This window comes from Acidaminobacter sp. QWL-03, from assembly GCF_058683855.1.
On sequence record NZ_CM178752.1, the window covers coordinates 1,320,287 to 1,343,463 of the forward strand.

At 51.5% G+C, this 23,177-nt stretch carries 15 protein-coding genes, 18 tRNA genes and 3 rRNA genes; 4 read left to right on the top strand and 32 right to left on the bottom strand.

Annotated features, from left to right (window positions below):
• Positions 1–59: 59 nt before the first annotated feature.
• From AC4PHM_RS05955 to AC4PHM_RS05965, 3 genes are all read right to left on the bottom strand, one after another.
• Positions 60–749 carry a YigZ family protein gene (locus AC4PHM_RS05955; protein ID WP_492019996.1) on the bottom strand — a complete coding sequence of 230 codons (690 nt, stop codon included), beginning with the start codon at positions 747–749 and terminating at the stop codon, positions 60–62.
• The gene (gene hflX / locus AC4PHM_RS05960) at positions 742–2,226 is read right to left on the bottom strand and encodes a GTPase HflX (protein WP_492019997.1); all 1,485 of its coding nucleotides are present in this window, start codon (positions 2,224–2,226) and stop codon (positions 742–744) included. Before hflX ends, AC4PHM_RS05955 begins: the two co-directional genes overlap by 8 nt.
• 152 nt (positions 2,227–2,378) lie before the next feature.
• Positions 2,379–3,377 carry a transposase gene (locus AC4PHM_RS05965; protein ID WP_492019998.1) on the bottom strand — a complete coding sequence of 333 codons (999 nt, stop codon included), beginning with the start codon at positions 3,375–3,377 and terminating at the stop codon, positions 2,379–2,381.
• A 307-nt stretch (positions 3,378–3,684) separates the two neighbouring features.
• On the opposite strand from AC4PHM_RS05965, the gene AC4PHM_RS05970 reads away from it, so the two are divergent.
• A complete protein-coding gene (locus AC4PHM_RS05970; protein ID WP_492019999.1) occupies positions 3,685–4,479 on the top strand; it encodes an EcsC family protein in 795 nt (264 codons plus the stop codon).
• Between the two features lie 92 nt (positions 4,480–4,571).
• Here AC4PHM_RS05970 and AC4PHM_RS05975 read toward each other — a convergent pair whose 3' ends face one another.
• The gene (locus AC4PHM_RS05975) at positions 4,572–4,787 is read right to left on the bottom strand and encodes an FmdB family zinc ribbon protein (RefSeq protein WP_492020000.1); all 216 of its coding nucleotides are present in this window, start codon (positions 4,785–4,787) and stop codon (positions 4,572–4,574) included.
• A gap of 247 nt (positions 4,788–5,034) precedes the next feature.
• On the opposite strand from AC4PHM_RS05975, the gene AC4PHM_RS05980 reads away from it, so the two are divergent.
• Positions 5,035–8,271, top strand: coding sequence for a transglycosylase domain-containing protein (locus AC4PHM_RS05980; protein ID WP_492020001.1), 3,237 nt, complete (start codon positions 5,035–5,037; stop codon positions 8,269–8,271).
• 73 nt (positions 8,272–8,344) lie between these two features.
• Here AC4PHM_RS05980 and AC4PHM_RS05985 read toward each other — a convergent pair whose 3' ends face one another.
• Genes AC4PHM_RS05985 through AC4PHM_RS06000 form a run of 4 tightly spaced genes read right to left on the bottom strand, consistent with a single transcriptional unit; the run spans position 8,345 to position 11,672 of the window.
• On the bottom strand, positions 8,345–9,037 hold the full coding sequence (locus AC4PHM_RS05985; RefSeq protein WP_492020470.1) for a B3/B4 domain-containing protein: 693 nt from the start codon (positions 9,035–9,037) through the stop codon (positions 8,345–8,347).
• A 30-nt stretch (positions 9,038–9,067) separates the two neighbouring features.
• Positions 9,068–10,270 (bottom strand): tRNA uracil 4-sulfurtransferase ThiI, encoded by a 1,203-nt coding sequence (gene thiI / locus AC4PHM_RS05990; RefSeq protein ID WP_492020003.1) that lies wholly within the window; start codon positions 10,268–10,270, stop codon positions 9,068–9,070.
• Positions 10,271–10,272: 2 nt separating this feature from the next.
• A complete protein-coding gene (locus tag AC4PHM_RS05995; RefSeq protein ID WP_492020004.1) occupies positions 10,273–11,451 on the bottom strand; it encodes a cysteine desulfurase family protein in 1,179 nt (392 codons plus the stop codon).
• A gap of 26 nt (positions 11,452–11,477) precedes the next feature.
• Positions 11,478–11,672: a hypothetical protein gene (locus AC4PHM_RS06000; protein ID WP_492020005.1), complete on the bottom strand. Its 195-nt coding sequence runs from the start codon at positions 11,670–11,672 to the stop codon at positions 11,478–11,480.
• 83 nt (positions 11,673–11,755) lie between these two features.
• On the opposite strand from AC4PHM_RS06000, the gene AC4PHM_RS06005 reads away from it, so the two are divergent.
• A complete protein-coding gene (locus AC4PHM_RS06005) occupies positions 11,756–12,751 on the top strand; it encodes an asparaginase (RefSeq protein WP_492020472.1) in 996 nt (331 codons plus the stop codon).
• A 163-nt stretch (positions 12,752–12,914) separates the two neighbouring features.
• Here AC4PHM_RS06005 and AC4PHM_RS06010 read toward each other — a convergent pair whose 3' ends face one another.
• Entirely contained in the window at positions 12,915–13,379 is a 465-nt protein-coding gene (locus tag AC4PHM_RS06010; protein ID WP_492020006.1) for a nucleoside recognition domain-containing protein, read from the bottom strand.
• Between the two features lie 14 nt (positions 13,380–13,393).
• Positions 13,394–13,816, bottom strand: a complete 423-nt coding sequence (locus AC4PHM_RS06015; RefSeq protein ID WP_492020007.1) for a nucleoside recognition domain-containing protein — start codon at positions 13,814–13,816, stop codon at positions 13,394–13,396.
• A gap of 47 nt (positions 13,817–13,863) precedes the next feature.
• Between AC4PHM_RS06015 and AC4PHM_RS06020 the strand changes: the two genes are divergently transcribed.
• Positions 13,864–14,835 carry a ribonuclease H-like domain-containing protein gene (locus AC4PHM_RS06020; protein ID WP_492020008.1) on the top strand — a complete coding sequence of 324 codons (972 nt, stop codon included), beginning with the start codon at positions 13,864–13,866 and terminating at the stop codon, positions 14,833–14,835.
• An 80-nt stretch (positions 14,836–14,915) separates the two neighbouring features.
• On the opposite strand, the gene AC4PHM_RS06025 is transcribed toward AC4PHM_RS06020, so the two are convergent.
• The 22 genes from AC4PHM_RS06025 to AC4PHM_RS06130 all read right to left on the bottom strand — a co-directional run bounded on the left by AC4PHM_RS06025 (position 14,916) and on the right by AC4PHM_RS06130 (position 23,153).
• A tRNA-Phe gene (locus AC4PHM_RS06025) sits at positions 14,916–14,991 on the bottom strand.
• 179 nt (positions 14,992–15,170) lie between these two features.
• Positions 15,171–15,247 (bottom strand) — tRNA-Ile (locus tag AC4PHM_RS06030).
• An 18-nt stretch (positions 15,248–15,265) separates the two neighbouring features.
• Positions 15,266–15,342: transfer RNA gene (locus AC4PHM_RS06035), tRNA-Pro, on the bottom strand.
• A gap of 16 nt (positions 15,343–15,358) precedes the next feature.
• Positions 15,359–15,434: transfer RNA gene (locus AC4PHM_RS06040), tRNA-Trp, on the bottom strand.
• A gap of 25 nt (positions 15,435–15,459) precedes the next feature.
• Positions 15,460–15,551, bottom strand: a tRNA-Ser gene (locus AC4PHM_RS06045).
• A gap of 6 nt (positions 15,552–15,557) precedes the next feature.
• A tRNA-Ser gene (locus AC4PHM_RS06050) sits at positions 15,558–15,647 on the bottom strand.
• Positions 15,648–15,654: 7 nt separating this feature from the next.
• A tRNA-Lys gene (locus AC4PHM_RS06055) sits at positions 15,655–15,730 on the bottom strand.
• A 27-nt stretch (positions 15,731–15,757) separates the two neighbouring features.
• Positions 15,758–15,833 (bottom strand) — tRNA-Gln (locus AC4PHM_RS06060).
• Positions 15,834–15,850: 17 nt separating this feature from the next.
• A tRNA-Gly gene (locus AC4PHM_RS06065) sits at positions 15,851–15,924 on the bottom strand.
• Between the two features lie 138 nt (positions 15,925–16,062).
• A tRNA-Tyr gene (locus AC4PHM_RS06070) sits at positions 16,063–16,147 on the bottom strand.
• A 17-nt stretch (positions 16,148–16,164) separates the two neighbouring features.
• Positions 16,165–16,241: transfer RNA gene (locus AC4PHM_RS06075), tRNA-Asp, on the bottom strand.
• Between the two features lie 82 nt (positions 16,242–16,323).
• A tRNA-Val gene (locus tag AC4PHM_RS06080) sits at positions 16,324–16,399 on the bottom strand.
• A 5-nt stretch (positions 16,400–16,404) separates the two neighbouring features.
• Positions 16,405–16,479 (bottom strand) — tRNA-Glu (locus AC4PHM_RS06085).
• A gap of 18 nt (positions 16,480–16,497) precedes the next feature.
• Positions 16,498–16,574, bottom strand: a tRNA-Met gene (locus AC4PHM_RS06090).
• 16 nt (positions 16,575–16,590) lie between these two features.
• Positions 16,591–16,666 (bottom strand) — tRNA-Met (locus AC4PHM_RS06095).
• 131 nt (positions 16,667–16,797) lie between these two features.
• Positions 16,798–16,886, bottom strand: a tRNA-Leu gene (locus AC4PHM_RS06100).
• Between the two features lie 6 nt (positions 16,887–16,892).
• Positions 16,893–16,967 (bottom strand) — tRNA-Asn (locus AC4PHM_RS06105).
• A 94-nt stretch (positions 16,968–17,061) separates the two neighbouring features.
• A 5S ribosomal RNA gene (gene rrf / locus AC4PHM_RS06110) occupies positions 17,062–17,178 on the bottom strand.
• A gap of 184 nt (positions 17,179–17,362) precedes the next feature.
• Positions 17,363–20,285: ribosomal RNA gene (locus AC4PHM_RS06115) — 23S ribosomal RNA — on the bottom strand.
• A gap of 342 nt (positions 20,286–20,627) precedes the next feature.
• Positions 20,628–20,704 (bottom strand) — tRNA-Ile (locus AC4PHM_RS06120).
• 140 nt (positions 20,705–20,844) lie between these two features.
• A 16S ribosomal RNA gene (locus AC4PHM_RS06125) occupies positions 20,845–22,376 on the bottom strand.
• Together the 16S, 23S and 5S rRNA genes with 18 tRNA genes alongside form the textbook arrangement of a ribosomal RNA operon.
• 375 nt (positions 22,377–22,751) lie before the next feature.
• Positions 22,752–23,153 carry a hypothetical protein gene (locus AC4PHM_RS06130; RefSeq protein ID WP_492020009.1) on the bottom strand — a complete coding sequence of 134 codons (402 nt, stop codon included), beginning with the start codon at positions 23,151–23,153 and terminating at the stop codon, positions 22,752–22,754.
• Between the last annotated feature and the right edge of the window lie 24 nt (positions 23,154–23,177).

The window sequence follows — 23,177 nt, forward strand, 5'->3', positions numbered from 1 at the left end:
TTTGGTGACTGTCACTCACTCAAATTCGGTGCCAGAGCTTCACACAATTCTGAAACAATTCAATCGTCCCCATGCCCGTGCGTCCTTAACACCGCCGGGCAGGAGATTTCTTCCAGGTCCCCCGGCACCCAGTCCAGCTGGGCGTTTGTCAGGTCGACCATCGCGGTGTGGACTGCAGCCTCTTCCTCCGGCAACACCAACAGCTCCAGGGTCACGTGATCCGTGTAAAGGGTATCCGCCACACGGATCGTCGGATGGCCGGCCAGATAGTTCTGCACCTTTCCGAGCAGCGTATAGTCCACTACGGCAGACACCCTGCGGTGGACAACCCTCTCAATGACACCCGCCGCCGCCAGGCCCAGCTGAGCGCTTTGGGTATACGCCCGCACCAGTCCCCCGGTTCCCAGCTTGACGCCTCCAAAATAGCGGGTCACCACCACGACCACATCCGTGATGCCTTCATTTTTCAACATAGACAGAATGGGCAGTCCCGCGGTGCCCTGGGGCTCGCCGTCATCCGAAAACTTCTGAGCATGGTATTCCGGTCCCAGCACATACACCGGTACGTTGTGGGTCGCGTCCCAGTGTTTCTTGCGGATCACGGCCATAAAGGCCTGTGCCTCTTCCTCCGACTTGACCGGCTTCACGTAGCCAATAAAGCGAGACTTCTCTATCACCGTTTCAGCGGAGGCTTCCCGTTCCACGGTTTTGTAATTCAATAGTTTGGGCGATTTGTCGGTGCTACTCATCCGTACTCTCCGCTGCGCTTGAAGTTTGGGTTACCATCGGCGAACCATCAGGCCTTACCTCAAAACGCTTGTACCGCTGGTAATCCTTGGCGTCCAGCTCCACCTCAATAAGGGAACCGCTCTCCACGTACTCGGTTTTCGACACGTGGTGATTGTCGCACAGATAGGAGTACACCGCGCCCTCGGCATACGGAATCAGCATGTGGACCTTGACGTGGCCACGGAAAATCTTGGAGCGGAGCTTCTCGATCAGGGCGTCAAAGCCCTCGCCGGTGCGCGCGGAAATCCGCAGCGCTTCGTAGCCGTCGAACAGCCCGGCCTTTGGCACCATCACCGTGTCGTGCTCCTCAGGCGCCAGCAGGTCAATCTTATTCAGGAGCAGCAGCGTCGGTTTGCCGTAAGCGTCGAGCTCCCGCAGCACCTTCTCCGTAATGGAAATCTGATTGTGCACGTTCTCGTTGGTCACGTCCACCACGTGCAGCAGCAGGTCCGCGTCGTGCACCTCCTCCAGTGTCGCCTTGAAGGCCTCCACCAGCTTATGGGGCAGCTTGGACACGAAGCCGACCGTGTCGACCAATACCATGGCCTTGTTGTCCTCGAACTCCACGCGCCGGTGGTACGTGTCCAGCGTCGCGAACAGCATGTCCTTCTCGAACACGCGCTTGACGCCGTCCTCCGCCTGGCCGCTTTCGTCCTTCTGCAGGCCGCCTGCTTTTTCCAGTACAGAAGCCCCCGCCGATGGTCCCCCCTGCACCAACGTGAGCATTCGGTTCATCACGCTGGACTTGCCTGCGTTGGTATAGCCGACCAGCGCCACGAGGGGCTCGCCACCCCGCTGCCGTCCGGCTTTCTGAGTCTCCCTGACCTTCGTTTCTTCCTTGAGCTCATGGCGGATGTCGCTGATCCGTTCGCGGATGCGCCGCTTGTCGATTTCAAGTTTCTGCTCGCCGGGACCCCTGGTGCCAATTCCGCCGCCCGTTCTGGAGAGCGCGTTGCCGTAGCCGGTGAGTCTTGGCAGCCGGTAGCCCAGCTGGGCCAGCTCGATCTGAAGTTTACTGGTTCTGGACTGGGCTCTTCGGGCGAAGATATCCAGTATGAGCGCTGTCCGGTCGATGACTTTAAGCCCGATCTCCGCTTCCAAATTTCGGATTTGGGACCCGGAAAGCTCGTCGTTGAAGACTATGATGTTGGCGTCGTTTGCCTCCACCAGCTGCCTCACTTCCTGCACCTTACCGCTGCCGATATAGGTCGCCACGTCGATGATACGCTTATTTTGAACCGTGCTGCCGACGACCTCGGCATCCGCGGCCTTCACCAGTTCTTCCAGCTCGTGCATGGAATACTCTATATCGATTTCTTCACGGTCGTCCCCGAGGCCGACGAGAATCGCGCGTTCAGTCAGACTGCCGGAGGTCTCGAAGTACGTGCTTTTTTCGGTTGTTGTCGTTACTTTTTCATTGGATTGATCCTGGTTCATAAAACCACCTCCGACTCCATTATATCACGCCAGCTCGGTTGGGGACAGGGCGTTGGTTAAGTTGGTGACGCGGACAAGTTTCAACTTGGGGACGCGGACGGTAACACATTTGTAACATTAACCCTGTCCCCGTACGTCTTGAAAGTCTTCCCTCAGCTTTCAGTGCGCTGAGAGAAGGTGTGTCGGTAAACTTCAATGAGGCCCTGGACTTCAAAATCGATTTTTATGGCATCCTTTGCTGTTTCGCTGTTCAGGAAATCCGGCGGAAGCTTCAAGTAGGCATTAACTTCATCTGCAGTTGCAATTTGAAGTTCCTGACTAATCTTTGAAAGTGCAAGCCCAACTCTCTTGAAGCGTTGGAAGGTCGTCTTCTTCGTCATATTATCTCTGACTTGGTCGCGGATTGTCGGATAGTTGAGTTTGTTCATGAGACACAAACGGCCAAATACAAGGTCAAGGTGGCCTTGAACATTACCGCGTACCTGACTTTGAGGGCGTGATAGAATGTACTCATGGTCTCCAGGGAGCTGGATCTCCTCTATGCGGTTGACATCCCGTTCACTTAGAATCTTTTGCACGACAAGTCGTTCAACGTCTCCCATTTGGTTCACGAATTTGAGGTAATTATTCTTTGTATTTGAAGTGCCGTCTTTGAAGAGTTCAAGACCCTCACTCGCCTCAAACCAGGCTTTTTCAGGCCGGCCTATATAGACATGGTGGCTGCTCCAGGGATAAATCAGCGTCTCAACCATGTTGGCTGCGAGAGGATTTCTATGAATATACTTAATGGTTTCTCGAACTTTCTCCTCTCCAATTACAGGATAAGCTTTGTATCGGTCGCCAAACAAATGCCCATTTCGACCCATCCTCAGATTAACATCATAGGCGAATTTTTGGTTCAGCCATTGCATGATGCTGGAGAGTGGATCAGCATTCATCCTCATGAGCAGATGGACGTGATTGCCCATGATGCAAAAACAGAAGAGTTCAAAATCAGATCGTAGTTTAATAGTCTTCAAAAGGGTGAGATATTTGTCTTTACAGTGAGGATTTTCGAGCAAAAACTCTTGATTGTTAATGCGGCTAATGACATGGTAAGGAATTCCTGGTTTAAGATGACGACGACCTCTGGTAATGTTGATCACTCCCATTTTTTATTTGCCTTTATCATTTACATTAATTTACATATTTAATTCATATTATCACTCCTTCTTTTGTAAATCAATGGAAATAGAGTCGTCATTTAATCGCATGTTTTATTAAATACTCTCAGAACCCTTCATAATTACGCTGTCAATGACTTGTGCTTGGTTGATTTAATGACCATCGGCCTGATCATCTTTAAGTATTTCTTTGTTAAGTGCATGATCTTGAGGAATCGTGGTATCTTTAAGATGTAAATAAGCATTGCAATTATCACCAAATCATGCAAAATCACTCACACAAGGAGTCTTGGTCATGGAGAAATTTATTGACAAACAACTGAAGCGCGTCTCGAGGCAGGAACGGCGGCTCATGAAAGATCAGCGCGAATCCTGGATCAGCTATAGAACGCGTCCTGCCAGAGAAAAGCTGGATGCCGCCATTCCGGACAAGCTGAAGTCAACACTGGAAACCGCTTTTTACAAAGGTTTTAAATTGGTTTTCGAAAAAGGGACGCCGGCGATTGAGAAAACCTATAATAAGGAAAAGATTTTACTGCAGCATGAAGCGCGGGATGAAATTTTTATGGACGCGCCAACCCAAAGAAATTTGAATAAGGTGCACAGTCGGGCTAAGAGCGCGGGCTCAGCTAATACGCTGATCACTGCGGTTGAGGGCGGAGCGCTGGGACTGTTGGGCATAGGACTGCCTGACATACCGCTGTTTATTGGGATGCTGATGCGTACCCTGCATGAAACCGGCCTCAGTTATGGTGTGGACACGGATCTTTATGAGGAAAGGATCTATGCGCTTTTGCTGATTTGCGCGGCGCTCACAGAAAATGAGGAGCGGCGGAGATTTAACCATAAGATTCTGCTTTTTGAAAAGCGGCTGCAAAACGGAATTGCGCTCGGGATGAATTTGGAGGATCAGATTAAAGAAACGGCCTCCGTTTTGTCGCAGGCCTTGTTGACGGCAAAATTTATTCAAGGACTTCCGGTGGTTGGTGTCGTAGGCGGTGCAGTGAATTATGCTGTGACACGTAAGGTTTCTAATTTCGCTCGGCTGAAATACAAGAAGAGATATTTGATGGCAAAGATTAACGAATAGAAAAAAGGCGTGATTCCTCTTTGGGGGATCACGCCTTTCTTAGGTTTATGTTGATGATCACAAGAAGCACACGGCTCCACTTAACAGCTGCCTCAGCCAAAGCCTGAGGTTTTTGGCATTGAGAAACCTGCTCCACCGCTGCTTAAATTGCTGCCTTTACTACTGCCTCCAACATTGACAGCCGTATATCTGGTCTTTATATGCGGGCTGTTGCTTTTCGGGCATCTCTGCTGTGCTCTGCTGCTTATACTGCAAAAGACTGAGAATTTGTGCCCACAGTCTGAACAAATTAAGTCATAACTAGGCATTTTACACCTCCAAATTGTTAATTCGCCCCCCTGTGGTAGGGGGTGAATTAAGTTTACAAAAAAGATGTCAAGATGTCAAATGAAAATGAATTTCATAAGCTCTGGCACTGTTTTTGTTTTTGTCCGCGTCACCAAGTTGAAACCTGTCCGCGTCCCCCACCCACAATTCCATTAAATTTCGGTGACTTTAATGCCGCCTCAGACCATTATATGGTATAATTACGCTGAAATTATAAGGAGGATTTACATGGACAAAAAACCTACAAGACCTACCGGCTCAGCACGTCCAGCCAATCCACACAGGACGGAAGGCAGAAATGGCGAGGGTGCGTCAAATAACGGGTCGGCCAGACGGTCATCCGGAAAACGAAAGAAGCAGAAAAAGCCACTCGGCAGGCGCATCTGGAATGCCATCCTAAAGCTGACCCTATTGTTCGTCATCCTGGGAATGATTGGCGCCGGTATTACCTATGCTTATGCAAAAAATGTCGTTTCTGACCTGCCGCCCATTGATCCCTCAAAAATAAATGAGCTGCTCGGGGAAAACTCCGTCATCCTGGACTCTAATGGAGAGCTGATGGAAACCCTTCAGAACGACGGCCTCAGAACCATCATCAAATATGAGGACATGAGTCCCAACCTGATTAACGCCTTCGTTGCCGTCGAGGACAAAACCTTCTTCGAGCACAACGGATTCAACTACGTGCGTCTGGTCGGTTCCGTCGTCAACAGCGTCACTAAGGGCGTCCGGATTCAGGGCACCAGCACCATTACACAGCAGCTGGCCAGAAACCTCTATCTGGTTGAGAGCAAGTCCGCACGCACCTTGGACCGTAAAATCAAAGAAGCTTACTATACCTTGGAGCTCGAAAATCTCCTCAATAAGGAGCAGATCATCGAAGCTTACCTGAACACCATCTGGCTCGGCGCAGGTGCCAACGGCGTTCAAGCTGCAGCCAAATCCTATTTCAGCAAGGACGCCAGCGAGCTCGACCTCGTGGAGTCGGCCATCCTGGCCGGCATCCCTTCCAGCCCGGCCAACTATACGCCTATGCTGCGGCTCGAAAAAGCGGACATCACTGACGGCAGCCGGATCATTGATGATTCAGACAGCCAGTACACCCTGGTTTACAATGACACCGCAGAAAAACGCTACAAGACCGTCACCAAGCTCATGCTCGAAAACGGCGTGATCACCCAGGAAGAGTACGACAGCATCAAGGACGTCGACCTCTTCGAACGCATCAAGCCCAGCAAGCTGAGCAATGATGACATTAGCTCCTACTTCGCGGATATGGTCCGCGACGACGTCCTGGACGGCCTCATGACCCAGTACGGCTACACCAAGGAAGAAGCCACCAGCATGCTCTTCACCAAGGGCCTGCAGATCCACACGACCATCGACCTGGAGCTGCAAAAAAAGCTTGAGGCGACTTATGACAAATACTTCGACAGCATGCCAAAGGTCGTGGTCCGCTTCAATCCGGGCGGCAACGTCATCACACCGGATGGCCGGATCCTTCTTTACAAGTATGAGAATCTGGTCAACGACGCCGGCCAGCTGATCATCCCGGACGGCGACTACAAATACGACGACTGGGGCAACCTGGTCATCCTCAAGGACCGTCGCTTCAATCTCTACGCCAACCGTCAGGACGGCAAACTGGTCTCGGTCCAAATGGTCATCAAGAACGTCTTCAAGGCCAGCGAACTCAGTTCCAGCCCGAGCGGCGTGAAAAACATCTCCAACTTCAAAACCTACTCCGGCCGGGAAGTGGCCATCCCTCATGAGGTTAAGACCTTGGATGAACAAGGCAATCTGGTCATCAGCAAGGACTTTCTGACCAAGAATCCAGAGTTTTTCACAACGGGCGACAACAATGCGCTTCTGGTTGCCAAAGACCACTTTGGTTTCAGTGATCAGGGCATTGTCCAGCCACAGTCCTCTACAGTCATCATCGATTACTACACCGGTCAGCTTAAGGCCGTCGTGGGTGGGCGCAACATCACTGGCCAAAAGATTTACAACCGCGCGGTAAACCCACGCCAGCCCGGTTCCTCAATCAAACCGCTGGCAGTCTACCTCCCGGCACTGGACACAAAAAAATTCACAGCCGCCAGTATCGTGGATGATGTCCCGGTGTATCTCAAAGGCGGCTCGGATCGCTGGCCGCTGAACTGGTATGAAGGCTCGACCAAATATTGGGGTCTTCAGACCCTTCGCGAATCCGTCGAATGGTCCATCAACGTCAACGCAGCCAAAGTCGCCCAGGCGGTTGGGCTTCAAACCTCCGTGGACTACCTGAAAAAGATGGGCATTACCAGCGTAGTGGAATCAGGTGCTTATAATGATATGAACCTCGCTGCCATGTCACTGGGCGGCATGTCCATGGGTATCTCCCCTCTTGAAATGGCACAGGCATACGGTTCCATCGCCAATGGCGGTGTACTGAATAAGACGACGACATTTACCAAAGTCGTTGACAACCGCGGCAATGTGATCCTGGAAAACGAGCCGCATCTCACCCGCGTCGCGGATGAAAAAGCAGCCTATATCATGCAGGACATCCTTCGCACTACGGTCACCAACGGCCTGGCCAAAGTCGCCGCGATCCGAAACGGCAACACAGGCATTCCGGTGGCCGGAAAAACAGGTACGACCTCGAATCAGATCGACGCTTGGTTTGTCGGCTTCACCCCGTACTACACAGCCAGCGTCTGGTTTGGCAATGATGTCAACATGCCTCTGGACCAAGGCTCAAAGGTTGCAGCACAGTTCTGGAATCACGTCATGACCACCGTTCACGAAGGCTACGACAACCGCGATTTCAAGGCAGTTGACGGACTGATTACCCTTGCGGTCGATACAAAGTCAGGGATGCTGCCCTCTGAACTTTCTGCTCTCGATCCACGCGGTACGGTCAAGAATGAAATTTTCATTCCGGGCACAGAACCAACTCTAGTGGACAACGTCCATGTCGAAGCGCAGATCTGCAAGGAAAGCAACCTGCTCGCCAACGAATATTGTCCTGTGGAGACCATCGAATCCAGAGTCCTCATCCAGCGGCCAATCCCGCTTTCACCGGAAGATCTCGCCTTTGTCAGGGACGCGGAATTTGAGCTGCCAACGCTCCCGTGCGATCTTCATAACGAAACGACCTACGTCCCACCGGCTGCGGCACACATCACCCCAATGGGCGACGGCCGCTACTATGTCATCCTCCCATTCCAGCTTAAGTTCCTGGATGGTTCCGTCTTCACCGCTCCGGTGGATGCCATCATCAACGAAGACCTCTCCATTCAGCTGCCGGATGGCTCGATTCGGGAGCCAGGGAACTTCCAGTACCCACCAGATATTGAGACCCTCCTCGGCCCGAAACCGACAACGACCGGTGGCGCGAATCCAAACGCCGCGCCTAAGCCTTCTCAACAGCCGAGCGTGGACGAACTGATCGACGAGGTCGACAGCGCGATCAATAACTGAATTACCTCAAAAAATTAGTATGCCGATGGTTTTGGAAAACACAACCATCGGCATATTTTTTAGTTTTTTGAAATTACACCTGAATGAACCGGTGGGCCTGATCGATCAGATGCACGCTCACCAGCGCCCCAAACTCACCCGCCAGCGCTGCTGCCAGCTGATCCCGGGCGTCGATGACCTGATTCAGATTCTGGCCTCTGAAGCCGTCCACCGGAAACAACACGTTTCTGGAATTCTGTGTGACCTTGCCCCACTCGGACTGCCGCCAGATCCACCGGCGGGTTCTGACCCGGCTGGAATCGCCGTAGATGAGCTCCCCGGCAGGCAGGAGCTCTTCCTGATCCGAGCCCAGAGCCACGAAGGTCTCGCCCTCCCTGGAGAAGCGCACCTCGAAGTCCCCGCCCAGCTGGTCCAGGTCGTGGGCACCCATGGGCACCGCGTAATTCAGGGAGATGCCATTGACCAGGTCGATCACCGGATGAATGAAGGGAAGGGCCGCACCGTTCAGCACCCGCTTGCCCATGGCTTCAATCGAGCTCGGAAAGCGGTTCGGGTTGATGCCGATAGTCTCAAAAGCCTCCCTATACGGCACCAGATCCGGATGCTCCTTATAGTCACAGTGGCAGTGCCGGTCGCGAAACACTGCTTCTCCGGAGCGCAGCACGTCCTGAGGCATGTGCGTGTGGCGGTGGACATCGATCCCCCGGGCGACCACGACGCCGACCACATAGTCCGGCAGTTTCTCGAACACCGCGTCTTCTACCATAAACTTCACTGCAAACGACTCCTTTCGGATTTAGTCTTTTTTAGGTTCGGCCTGCTGCCACCTCTGAAACCGCTGAATTTCTCTCCCTTCAAAAGCCCGCTGGATCAGACCTTCGACGTCCAGTTTTGCCTCAGACGCCTCAATATGCTTAAGTTTCGGCTTTGTGACCACCTTGGACGGCAGGAACACCGTACAGCAGTCCTCGAAAGGCAGGATGGAGGTTTCATAGGTGCCTATGGTTCTAGCCACCTCTACAATGTCATTCTTGTCGTAAGCGATCAGCGGTCTGAACACCGGCAGATTCACCCGGGCGTTGGTCACAGTGAGGCCTTCAATAGTCTGCGACGCTACCTGGCCTATATTCTCACCGGTGATCAGCGCCTGAGCCCCGGTCTCCAGGGCGACTCGCTCTGCCAGGGCCATCATGAACCGCCTGGAGAGGATTGTCATTTCTTCCTCAGGGCAGTTTTCCATGATGGCCTGCTGGATCTCCAGCAAATTAATGGAAGTGACTTCAATGCTGCCCGTGAAGACCGCCAGCTGTCTGGCCAGGTCGAAGACCTTCTCCTGGGCCCGCTCACTGGTGAACGGATAGGAATGGAAATGGACCGCGGAAAGGGTCACGCCGCGACGGGCCATCATCCAGCCCGCCACCGGGCTGTCAATGCCGCCGGACAGCAGCAGAACCGCCTTGCCCGCAGTGCCGTATGGCATGCCGCCATGGCAGCGGATTTCTCTAGAGTAAATGTAGGCTCTGTCCCTAATCTCGACATTGACCAGAAACTGAGGCGCATGAACGTCGACTTGCAGGCCTTCCACCTCGCTCAGAAGCACACCGCCGAGGGATCTGCAGATCTCCGGAGAAGTCATGGGGAAGCGCTTGTCGCTGCGTCTGGCTTCGACTTTGAACCGGGTCATGCCCGTCTCGGCCTTCAGGGCCTTGACCTGAGCGGCCGCGGCTGCTCCGATTTTTTCGAAGTCAGGATCGACCTCCACCCCAGGACAAAGGGCGACAAGTCCAAAAACGCGCTGGGCTTTTTCCAGCACCTCGGTCTCGTCCTCAAGGTCGTAGTTCATGTACATGCGGCCGAACTCCTTGGCGACCTTGACGTGCTTGATCCCTCGGACTGCCCCTTTGAGATTGTCCATCAGACGGTTTTCAAAGAATTTTCTGTTTTGTCCTTTTAAGGTGATTTCACCGATTTTAACCAGCGTAAAGCCTCTTTCACTCATAGTTACCTTCTCCTCATGATCCGACCCAAGGCAGTACTTGCCCGTCGGATGATCTCAATAGCTTGGTCGATGTCGTCTTCTGTGGTGTGGACACTCAGGCTGAACCGCAGCGCGCTGTCTATTCTGGCTTCCGAGAGGCCAAGGGCCGTCAGGACGTGGGAGCTCTTTCGATCCTTTGAATGACAGGCAGAGCCGCTGGAGACGTAGACGCCGTCCTTCTCGAGGGTGTGCAGCAGTACTTCGGATTTCAGACCAGTGAACGAAGCGTTGATCACGTGAGGTGCCCCTTCCGCTGGGCTGTTGATGGCGACGTGCTCTATGGAGACGAGTCCCTGCCAGAGGCGGTCTCTTAAGGCGCGGAGGTGTGTGGCGGCGTCCATCGGCAGAGCCTTGAAAGCGGCCTCCATGCCCAGGATACCCGGCACATTCTCCGTCCCAGGGCGGATGCCCCCCTGCTGGCCCCCGCCAAAGACCAGGGGCTTCAGACGGATGGCTTTGTCCCTGTAGAGGAAGCCAACGCCTTTCGGGCCATGAATTTTGTGGGCGCTGGCGGTGAGCAGGTCAATGCCCATGGCGCGCACATCGATGGGCAGCTTGCCAAAGGACTGGACCGCGTCCACGTGGAACACCGGAAGGTCGTCTCTGTCCCGGAGGCTTCGCAGACGGCCCTTGAGGTTGGCGCTCAGGTCGAAGATAGCCCCCGTTTCGTTGTTGACGTGCATCAGGCTGATCAGCCCGGTCTCGGGTCTGACTGCTTCCATCACCTGCTCCGGTGTGATCGTCCCGTTTGTGTCAGGCTTCAGAAGCGTCACCTCGAAGCCGCGCTTTTCCCATTCCAGGACCGTCTCAAGTACGGAGCTGTGCTCCACAGCTGAGGTTATGAGGTGGCGCCGGTTTGGCCGCAGCAGCGCTGCTACCCCCGAGATAGCCAGGTTGTTGGCCTCGGTGCCGCCCGAAGTGTAGAGGATCTCCCCTTTGTCCGATGGCGCCTTGATCGCGTTCAAGAAGGCTTGAGTCGCGGCTTTGATCCGCTTTTCCGCCTCAAGCCCCTTCCTATGAAGCGACGATGGATTCCCATACCACCCCGCCAGTGCCCCGTTCATTGCTTCAATGGCCTCAGCACACACCGGCGTGGTCGCGCTATGATCAAGATAGATTTCACGATTTTCTCTATGTTCCATAAATGTCACCTTCCCTAACCTATATATTATACCGTAAGGTGGGTGACGCGGACAGTTTTTGTTTTGGTGACGCGGACAACTTTCAACTTGGTGACGCGGACAACTTTCAGCTTGGTGACGCGGACAACTTCCGAAACGGGGACGGAGAGCGTAACATCTCTGTAACATTCCTCCCAAAGCAGCAAACCATCCCTCATCACTTCTGAAACATAATCCCGCAATAATAATGACCTGCTCCTCCAGATTTGTTATACTTATAGAGGTCCTGAAATTTATTTGTTAATCAGCATACTGTTGAGGGGGCATTTCCTTGAAGAAAGTCGCAGTAGTCTTTACCGGCGGCACCATTTCCATGAAGGTCGACAAACGCCTTGAAGCCGCCATACCCGCCATGTCCAGCCAGGAGATCCTGTCCATGGTCACCAATATTGACAAATTCGCGGACGTGGAAACCATAACCTTTGGCAAATTCCCGGGCCCGCATATGAACCCGGATCGCATTATGGAACTGAACCAACTCGTGAAAGCCCTGATCGCCAGAGAGGATATCGATGGCGTCGTCATCACCCATGGCACCGACTCCATCGAAGAGACCGCTTTCTTCCTCGATCTCAGCCTCCCGGATCACAAACCCATAGTCATGGTCGCCGCCATGCGCAACGGCTCCGAGCTCGGCTACGACGGCCCAAGCAACCTCTCAGCCGCCATCTGCACCGCCATCTCGGACCAGGCCCGCGGCAAGGGCGTCCTCCTCGTCATGAACAACGAAATCAACTCCGCCCAGGAAGTCACCAAAACCCACACCATGAGCCTGGACACCTTCAAGTCCATGGAATTTGGTCCCCTCGGCATCATCGACAACGATGAAGCCATTTTCTACCGCGACATCGTCCGCCACCCCCACATCGACACAGATTTCTATGTCAAAGACGTCTACCTGATCAAAAGCGTCGTGGGTATGGACTCAGAATTCATCGACTTCTGCATCTCAAAAGGCGCTAAAGGCATCATCATTGAAGGCATGGGCCGCGGCAACCTCCCGCCTGAAATGGTCCCAGGCGTCCTGCGCGCCATCGAAAAAGACATCCGCATCGTCATGGTCTCCCGCTGCCCAATGGGCCGCGTCTACGACTCCTACGGCTACGATGGCGGCGGCAAAATGCTCCGCAACGCCGGCGTCATCTTCGGCGGCAACCTCAATGGTCAAAAAGCCCGCATCAAACTCATGCTGGCCCTCACCGTCTATCACGACCTCGCCAGCATCAAACAATTCTTCGAAAAAGACCTCTACAGTAAATAACTGACTTATATAGCCCAAAAACAAAGAGAGCCAGGACCATTTTTGCCGATGGTCATGGCTCTTTTCACTCCAAAACAACTACCCCAAATGGCCGGTTTAAAACCCGGAATAACCGCTGCTGCAAACAACAGTGTCCCAGCGTTTACCCCCTCGAGTTTAGCGCCTATGGCGTCTCATAGGCCAACTTCACGCTCTTTGACACCAGCATGGTCACTATAAACGCGGCCAAAGTCCTGAGCCCCAGCAGCAGCCATCCATTTGCGCCAACGGCCACAAACAGCAGCGTATCCTCCACGACCGCGTGACAGCATGCCAGAAAAATAGATACCAATGTCAGACTCCGTGTGTCGATCTCACCTTCCTGAGCACTCTGTATAATGACCCCAGACCCATAAGCAAGCCCAAAGATCAACCCAACAGCCAGAGGAAACGCGGCAGACCGCTGGACGCCTAAAAACCGGGTCAAAGGTCGAAGTCCCGCAGAAATCACATCCATGACTTTGTATTTTCTCGCGAATTCCATGACAATCATCAAAGGAAAAACAATAATCGCAATGTTCCACACTGATGAAAGCGATCCCAAAATCGCTTCCTTCAGTATCACTATAAGACTAAACTCAGTACCCATTTATACTCGCCCCCCTAAAGAACCAGATTCAGCACGATCCCCGACAACACTGCCAACCCAATCCTGACCGACAATATTACAGGTATGCTGACCCCGACCCGTTTAGAAACCGCTGTTTCCACCAACAAGGTATGCGAAAACGACAGCATCACCGACATGATGGTAATCTGCTTCATAGTCAGCGGAAGCGTCGCCATAACACCAAGGGCTGCGTAGATATTCAGCAAGTTCCCCATGACCACCGCTATAGCCGCCTCTCCAGGCAAACCAAAAAGTTGCATCACCGGCTCAAACAAAATGGCAATCCAGCCGATGACTGGGGTATACTTAAGAATAGTGACAATAATATAAATTGGCACGATGACCTTCGCCAGTGTCCAAGTTGTCTTCAAACCCTTCCCGGTTCCATCTCTTAGGGTAGCCATAAATTCAACCATTCAATCACCTGCTTTAATAGTTTTACATTAACAAAGGAGCGAGCGCCATGATGACCACACAAAAATCCTTACAACCCAGTAAAGAAAGTCACTTCATCGCCAGGCACCTGGAAGTGGATTCACCTATCGTTTTCTTCGACATCGAAACCACCGGCTTCCACCGTGATTATTCCAAACTCGTTTCCATCAGCCTCATTGAACTCCATCAGGATCAACTGAATTATTACTACTTTTTCAATGAAACAGGCAAAGATGAAAAAGACATTCTTACTGCAGCACACTCACTGCTGTCCTCAAAATATCTCATTTCCTTCAACGGTGATGCCTTCGATGTGCCCTACCTGATGCACAAATATGCCAAGCATGGTTTGACTGCACCACTTACAGTCGCTCGTAATTTAGATCTTATGAAAGTCGCCAAAGCAAGCCTTCATCTTGATAGCTACAAACTGAAAAGCATTGAAACCGCCCTCGGCATCCTTAGAACGGACACACTCAGTGGTCTCGACTGTATTGATGCCTATAATAACTTCCTAGAGACCGGCGATCGCAGCTATGCAGACAAAATAGAACTTCACAATGAAGAAGATACATTAAACCTGCTCGAATTGACCTATCGATTGTTGGAGCACCATTCCGGTGTCGTCGAGCTTTACAAGCCTCATTATTTTGAATGGCGCAATATGGAGCTCAACCTAATCTCGTTGAAATTGCAGGGTGATTTTGCCATAATTACATTTGAGCCTGATCATAATACTGAAGAGATGCATTGGTATGATGACCGCGGTCATATCTTTAAGACACATTTAACCGGAACTGTACCTCGCCTGGAAGTTACACTTCCCGTAGAGCACCATAACGTCGATGGTTTTGACCTAAGCATTGGCCTCTATCTGGAAGGCCAATCCCGTATGCGTGTAATCAGCGTGGATGGACATCCTCTATACGAGAACATGCCTAACCTCCTGCGGCACATGGATCAGCTAATGGGAGCCAAACAAAAAGTCGTTTTTGGCTAAGTCCAGTACATCATATGAACTTATGGCAGAAATGAGTAAAAGCCGCTCACGGAATCAATTTCGCGTGAACGGCTTTTTAGTGGTGCCCAGAGCCGGAATCGAACCAGCGACACGAGGATTTTCAGTCCTCTGCTCTACCGACTGAGCTATCTGGGCAGAATGTAACAGAACAAACCTGATACTTTGATTCCTAGTTACAGCATTGTGCTATTAACATTTACGGGTGTTCGTTTTTTTCACCTTCGGTGAAAAACCGTAAGGTGGTTTTTCTCTCCTTCGGAGAGAAACCGTTTTTTCCTCAGCGGTTAATGCTCCGCATTCGAAAAAAACTAACTTGGTGGGCATGGATGGACTCGAACCATCGACCTCACGCTTATCAGGCGTGCGCTCTAACCACCTGAGCTACACGCCCATGAGCTTAAAGTGTTAATGGTCGGGGCGGCAGGATTTGAACCCGCGACCCTCTGATCCCAAATCAGATGCGCTACCAAGCTGCGCTACACCCCGACATATTAAATTGAAATGGCAGGGGTGATAGGATTTGAACCCACGGCACGCGGTTTTGGAGACCGCTGCTCTACCAGCTGAGCTACACCCCTAAGTACGATATTACCTTTGCGCTAATGGCGGAGAAGGAGGGATTTGAACCCTCGCGCCCCTCATCAGGACCTACTCCCTTAGCAGGGGAGCCTCTTCAGCCTCTTGAGTACTTCTCCATAAATTGGCGGAGGGGGTGGGATTCGAACCCACGTGGGCTATTAACCCTAACGGTTTTCAAGACCGCCCCGTTGTGACCGCTTCGGTACCCCTCCAAGTTGTTGGTGACCCATCCGCGGCTCGAACGCGGGACACCTTGATTAAAAGTCAAGTGCTCTACCGACTGAGCTAATGGGTCATATAATGTTTCGGTTATTAAATTGTGTGGCTGGGGATGTAGGACTCGAACCTACGAATGACGGAGTCAAAGTCCGTTGCCTTACCGACTTGGCGAATCCCCAATGTTGTAAGACTACTTTGGAGCGGGTGAAGGGGATCGAACCCTCGCAACCGGCTTGGGAAGCCGGGGCTCTACCACTGAGCTACACCCGCAGGGTTTTACAGTGGTAATATCGAAAGTTACTTCGAAGGTTACTTTGAAATTCATTAAGGTAATTTTTCTCTCCTTCGGAGAGAAACCGTTTTTTCAAAAATTCGTTTAGTGCCACGAATTTTATGAAAAAACTAATTTGGTGGGGGGAGAAGGATTCGAACCTTCGAAATCGTAGATAACGGATTTACAGTCCGTCCCCTTTGGCCACTCGGGAACCCCCCCATGTTTGAAATTGTAATTGGCGACCTGGAAGGGACTCGAACCCTCGACCTCTAGCGTGACAGGCTAGCGTTCTAACCGACTGAACTACCAGGCCGTGGTTTCTTACGGCTTCCTTTTACTTCGCGTTTGAGATGACGCTAAGTAATCTTTCCACCTTAACTACTTTGAAGGTAGTTTGGTGGGAGCTACAGGGATCGAACCTGTGACCTCTTGCTTGTAAGGCAAATGCTCTCCCAGCTGAGCTAAGCTCCCGTGATTGGTGACCCCTAGGGGAATCGAACCCCTGTTACCGCCGTGAAAGGGCGGTGTCTTGACCGCTTGACCAAGGGGCCGAAATTTTAAAATGAAATTGGTAGCGGTGGGCGGAGTCGAACCACCGACCTTCCGGGTATGAACCGGACGCTCTAACCAGCTAAGCTACACCGCCATATTGAGAATTGAAATGGTTGCGGAGACAGGATTCGAACCTGCGACCTCCGGGTTATGAGCCCGACGAGCTTCCATCTGCTCCACTCCGCGACGAGTGTGGTACGTTGTTTTACTTGCAAATTTTAAGTTGCAAATACTAGATGTAGTTTCTTTTCCCTTCGGGAAAAGACCGTTTTTTTTGCTCAGCGGCTAGTGCCCCGCATTCGCATAAAAAAACTAACTGGTGCCGGAGACCGGAATCGAACCGGTACGGTCTTTGAGGACCGCAGGATTTTAAGTCCTGTGCGTCTGCCAGTTCCGCCACTCCGGCAAGAAATGGCTCCAAGGGTGGGGCTCGAACCCACAACCTACCGGTTAACAGCCGGTTGCTCCACCATTGAGCTACCTTGGAACGTGAGTTACCAGAAGTAACGTTTTAGCGTTTCTAGCTGTAAATCCTGGAGTTTCTGATTGAAGACCGAAGTCTTCAATCAGATTCACCATTTACCCGGCGACGACTTACTCTCCCAGGGGGCTGCCCCCCAAGTACCATCAGCGATGAAAGGCTTAACTTCTGTGTTCGAGATGGGAACAGGTGTGGCCCTTTCTCTATAGTCACCGGATCATGTTGCGACAATATTGATTTTATCAAGGTTTGAAGCACTTGTCAATCGGTTTTTACTGGCATTTTAGGATCTCCCACAACTTTTTTACGAAGCCGTTAAGTTGATATTAAATGCGCTCAAAAACGTGTTCACACCTTCAAAACCGCATACGGAAGATTACTCTAATATCGATTTGCAAACCTTGATCAAGCCCTCGACCTATTAGTATCTGTCAGCTGAAAGCGTTACCGCTCTTACACCTCAGACCTATCAACCTGTTAGTCTATCAGGGGTCTTACTTCTTTCGAATGGGAAATCTCATCTTGAGGGGGGCTTCGCGCTTAGATGCCTTCAGCGCTTATCCCTGCCGCACATAGCTACTCGGCCGTGCTCCTGGCGGAACAACCGATACACCAGCGGTGCGTCCATCCCGGTCCTCTCGTACTAAGGACAGCGCCTCTCAAATTTCCTGCGCCCACAGCGGATAGGGACCGAACTGTCTCACGACGTTCTGAACCCAGCTCGCGTGCCTCTTTAATGGGCGAACAGCCCAACCCTTGGGACCTACTTCAGCCCCAGGATGAGACGAGCCGACATCGAGGTGCCAAACCTCCCCGTCGATGTGGACTCTTGGGGGAGATAAGCCTGTTATCCCCGGGGTAGCTTTTATCCGTTGAGCGACGGCCCTTCCATTCGGTACCGCCGGATCACTAAGTCCTACTTTCGTACTTGCTCGACTTGTCTGTCTCGCAATCAAGCTCCCTTTTGCCTTTGCACTCTTCGCGCGATTTCCAACCGCACTGAGGGAACCTTTGAGCGCCTCCGTTACATTTTGGGAGGCGACCGCCCCAGTCAAACTGCCCACCTGGCAGTGTCCCCAAGCCGGATCACGGCTTCGGGTTAGAACAGCGATATTGAAAGGGTGGTATCCCAACGTCGACTCCGCACAGACTGGCGTCCATGCCTCTTAGTCTCCCACCTATCCTGTACATCCAATACCAATGTTCAGTGCCAAGCTACAGTAAAGCTCCACGGGGTCTTTCCGTCCTGCTGCGGGTAATGGGCATCTTTACCCATACTACAATTTCACCGAGTCCATTGTTGAGACAGTGCCCAAATCGTTACGCCTTTCGTGCGGGTCGGAACTTACCCGACAAGGAATTTCGCTACCTTAGGACCGTTATAGTTACGGCCGCCGTTTACTGGGGCTTCAATTCAGTGCTTCGATCGCTCTGACACTTCCTCTTAACCTTCCAGCACCGGGCAGGCGTCAGCCCCTATACATCATCTTTCGATTTAGCAGAGACCTGTGTTTTTGTTAAACAGTCGCTTGGGCCTGTTTTCTGCGGCCCCAGTCGGCTTTGACACCGTCTGGGGCACCCCTTCTCCCGAAGTTACGGGGTTATTTTGCCGAGTTCCTTAACAATGGTTCTCTCGCTCGCCTTAGTATTCTCTACTCATCTACCTGTGTCGGATTGCGGTACAGGCGCCTTATAACTCGATAGAAGCTTTTCTTGTCAGTCTGAAATCAGCAGCTTCGTTACTTAGTTTCACTCCCCATCAAGCGTCATCCTTATACAGGGGGATTTGCCTCCCCGTACAGACTTCGCCCTTGGACGCACTCTTCCAACCGTGCGCTCTGCCTATCCTCCTGCGTCACTCCATCTCTCAAACGCTATTTGGCGGTACAGGACTCTTCACCTGTTGTCCATCGCCTACGACTTTCGTCCTCAGCTTAGGTCCTGACTTACCCTGGGCGGACGAACCTTCCCCAGGAAACCTTAGATTTTCGGCGGGCAGGATTCTCACCTGCCTCTCGCTACTCATGCCAACATTCTCTCTTGTGTAATGTCCAGCACGCCTTTCGGTATACCTTCTGCCCTTACACAATGCTCCCCTACCCCTGATGCATAGCATCAAGCCGTAGCTTCGGTAGCAGGTTTTAGCCCCGGACATTTTCGGCGCAGAACCACTCGACTAGTGAGCTATTACGCACTCTTTAAATGTATGGCTGCTTCTAAGCCAACATCCTAGTTGTCTGTGCAATTCCACATCCTTTTCCACTTAACCTGCATTTTGGGACCTTAGCTGACGGTCTGGGCTGTTTCCCTTTCGACCATGAATCTTATCACACATGGTCTGACTCCTAAAGTTAAGATCACGGCATTCGGAGTTTGATAAGCTTCGGTAGCCGGTGAAAGCCCCTAGGCCATTCAGTGCTCTACCTCCGTGTCTCATTCTTTAAGGCTAGCCCTAAAGCTATTTCGGGGAGAACCAGCTATCTCCGAGTTCGATTGGAATTTCTCCGCTATCCACAAGTCATCCCAGCCTTTTTCAACAGACATGGGTTCGAGCCTCCACAAAATTTTACTTTTGCTTCACTCTGCTCATGGATAGGTCACCCGGTTTCGGGTCTACGTCACACAACTTTCGCCCTATTCAGACTCGCTTTCGCTTCGGCTCCGTACCTTAAGCACTTAACCTTGCTGCGTAACGTAACTCGTTGGCCCGTTCTACAAAAAGTACGTGGTCGCGCATCTTCAGGCGCTTCCACTGCTTGTAAACATAGGGTTTCAGGTTCTATTTCACTCCCCTCCCGGGGTTCTTTTCACCTTTCCCTCACGGTACTATGCGCTATCGGTCACCAGATCGTATTTAGCCTTGGGAGATGGTCCTCCCTGCTTCCCACAGGATTTCACGTGTCCCGTGGTACTCTGGATCGAGCTCTTTCAGTCTTCACCTTTCGTCTACGGGGCTATCACCCTCTACGGCAGCGCTTTCCAGCACTCTTTGACTAGGTTACCTCTTACTCTATGGCTCGTCCGCAACCCCGACGCCCGTAGGCCTCGGTTTGGGCTGTTTCCCTTTCGCTCGCCGCTACTCAGAAAATCGATACTTTCTTTCTCTTCCTTCGGGTACTTAGATGTTTCAGTTCCCCGAGTCTCCCTTCCGCACACTATGTATTCATGTACGGATATCTGCCCACTACGGCAGATGGGTTTCCCCATTCGGACATCTGCGGATCAAGGTTTGCTTGCAACTCCCCGCAGCTTTTCGCAGCTTACCACGTCCTTCATCGGCGTCTGGTGCCAAGGCATCCACCCTATGCTCTTTATTGCTTGATCATATGACGATCTCTCGTCATGGGTTTATCCTCGATATTTCTTCGTTTTCTTCCATATGCAGTTTTCAAGGTGCGAGGCGCAAAAGCTTCACTCTTCGCCGCTTCGTTAGTATTTTGCGAAGCGAGGTATTAATCGCTGAGTAAAATACGTTTTTTCACCTTAGGTGAAAAAAACTATCTAACCAGTGGCTCCTCCTGAACTTTTGCTTTGTGGCTGCATAAGCAACCGTTTTTTAGACCATACAATCTTTATTAAAGAAGTGCATGGTAGTTTTTTTCACCTGGCGGTGAAAAACCGCTTTTTGCTCAGCGCTTAATGCCGCGCATTCGCAAAAAGCTAACTTGGTGGGCATGGATGGACTCGAACCATCGACCTCACGCTTATCAGGCGTGCGCTCTAACCACCTGAGCTACACGCCCAAGATATCGCAAAACCAGTTGTCTCGAACACTGAATTAACGGCGCTCTCCTCATCAAGTTTGCTTCAATATGATGTTTTCAAGAAATTGATTTTCATCAATCCCTCAAAACTAAACAGTGTACCCCAATTTTCTCCTTAGAAAGGAGGTGATCCAGCCGCACCTTCCGATACGGCTACCTTGTTACGACTTCACCCCAGTCATTGGTTTTACCTTCGACAGCTTCCTCCTTGCGGTTGGATCACTGGCTTCGGGTCCCCCCAACTTCCATGGTGTGACGGGCGGTGTGTACAAGACCCGGGAACGCATTCACCACGGCATGCTGATCCGCGATTACTAGCAACTCCAACTTCATGCAGGCGAGTTTCAGCCTGCAATCCGAACTGGGACCGGCTTTAAAAGATTTGCTTCACCTCGCGGTTTCGCTTCTCGTTGTACCGGCCATTGTAGCACGTGTGTAGCCCAGATCATAAGGGGCATGATGATTTGACGTCATCCCCACCTTCCTCCGGTTTGTCACCGGCAGTCCCTCTAGAGTGCCCACCATAATGTGCTGGCAACTAAAGGCAAGGGTTGCGCTCGTTGCGGGACTTAACCCAACATCTCACGACACGAGCTGACGACAACCATGCACCACCTGTCTCCTCTGTCCCGAAAGACCTGCGCTGCTAAGCGCCATTCAGAGGGATGTCAAGACCTGGTAAGGTTCTTCGCGTTGCTTCGAATTAAACCACATGCTCCGCTGCTTGTGCGGGTCCCCGTCAATTCCTTTGAGTTTCAGTCTTGCGACCGTACTCCCCAGGCGGAATACTTAATGCGTTAGCTGCGGCACCGGGCTTTGACCCCCGACACCTAGTATTCATCGTTTACAGCGTGGACTACCAGGGTATCTAATCCTGTTTGCTCCCCACGCTTTCGTGCCTCAGCGTCAGTTACAGTCCAGAAAGCCGCCTTCGCCACGGGTGTTCCTCCTAATATCTACGCATTTCACCGCTACACTAGGAATTCCGCTTTCCTCTCCTGCACTCAAGCTGACCAGTTCCAAAGGCTTACAATAGTTAAGCTATTGCCTTTCACCCCTGGCTTGATCAGCCGCCTACGCACCCTTTACGCCCAGTGATTCCGGATAACGCTTGCCCCCTACGTATTACCGCGGCTGCTGGCACGTAGTTAGCCGGGGCTTCCTCCTAAGGTACCGTCACTTCTTCTTCCCTTAGGACAGAGTTTTACGACCCGAAGGCCTTCTTCACTCACGCGGCGTTGCTGCATCAGGCTTGCGCCCATTGTGCAATATTCCCCACTGCTGCCTCCCGTAGGAGTCTGGACCGTGTCTCAGTTCCAGTGTGGCCGTTCACCCTCTCAGGTCGGCTACTGATCGTCGCCTTGGTGAGCCGTTACCTCACCAACTAGCTAATCAGACGCGAGCCCATCCTGTACCGCTTGTGGCTTTGCCCATTGGACCATGCGGTCCTTTGGGGTTATGGGGTATTAATCACCGTTTCCAGTGGCTATCCCCCTGTACAGGGCAGGTTGCTCACGCGTTACTCACCCGTCCGCCGCTTTCATAGTCTTCCCTTTGGCCGAAGCCTCCAGTCCAACTAATCGCGCTCGACTTGCATGTGTTAGGCACGCCGCCAGCGTTCATCCTGAGCCAGGATCAAACTCTTAATCATAATCCTTAAACTGCAGTTGTAACACTGACTTCCGTTATTTCCATAATCAGAAATCACTTCGCCGGTTCCAAGCAGAACCGACTTTTTATTTCAGAATTTTGGGTTGTACACTGTTTAGTTTTCAAGGATCGAATGGTTTCACTTGTGTGATCAACTGCTGGTGCTATAAGCCTCAACCGCAGTCACTATGCGAATTTTAAAGGACCGGTTACCCAGTCCTCAGGAGTCGTCTCAAGCGACCTTAGTTATCTTAACACTAATTTTACGTTCACGTCAACCTGAAATCTCATATCTTTTTTGGTTTTTTATTTGAACAATTACCAGCGAAAATGTCTTCTTTATATAGCATAATATAGCATTTGGAAAAGCCGTCCATTAAGCGTCCACAGTTTCTGTATTTTCAGTGAAAGTCTTGCGATATTCTTTCCCTGGATGAATTTCAAAGGTCGAATAGCCTATGCCGTAATCATGACGTCTGAGTAAAATTTCTTCTTCATCATTTGAAAAAATATAGCCGTTTCCGAAAGTATCCACATAATCCCAGCCGAGTTCATTCATCCGTTCTTTTATGGCCGTGTCTGCTTCGCTTCTCTTGGTGATAAACATTAATGCCTTTTTCGAGACCAAGGCTGCCTTTTTTTGATGCCGTTCCACTTCGTAAATACCGAGCATCAAATCAAAAAGACGGAGTTCATAATAAATTTTAAGCAAGGTGACGATAAAGAAAAGAACAGTCAGCCATCTAATAATTTTTTTTAGTTTTTCGCCCATTTTCAAAGCGATCTCCTCCTCTTCCGTCAC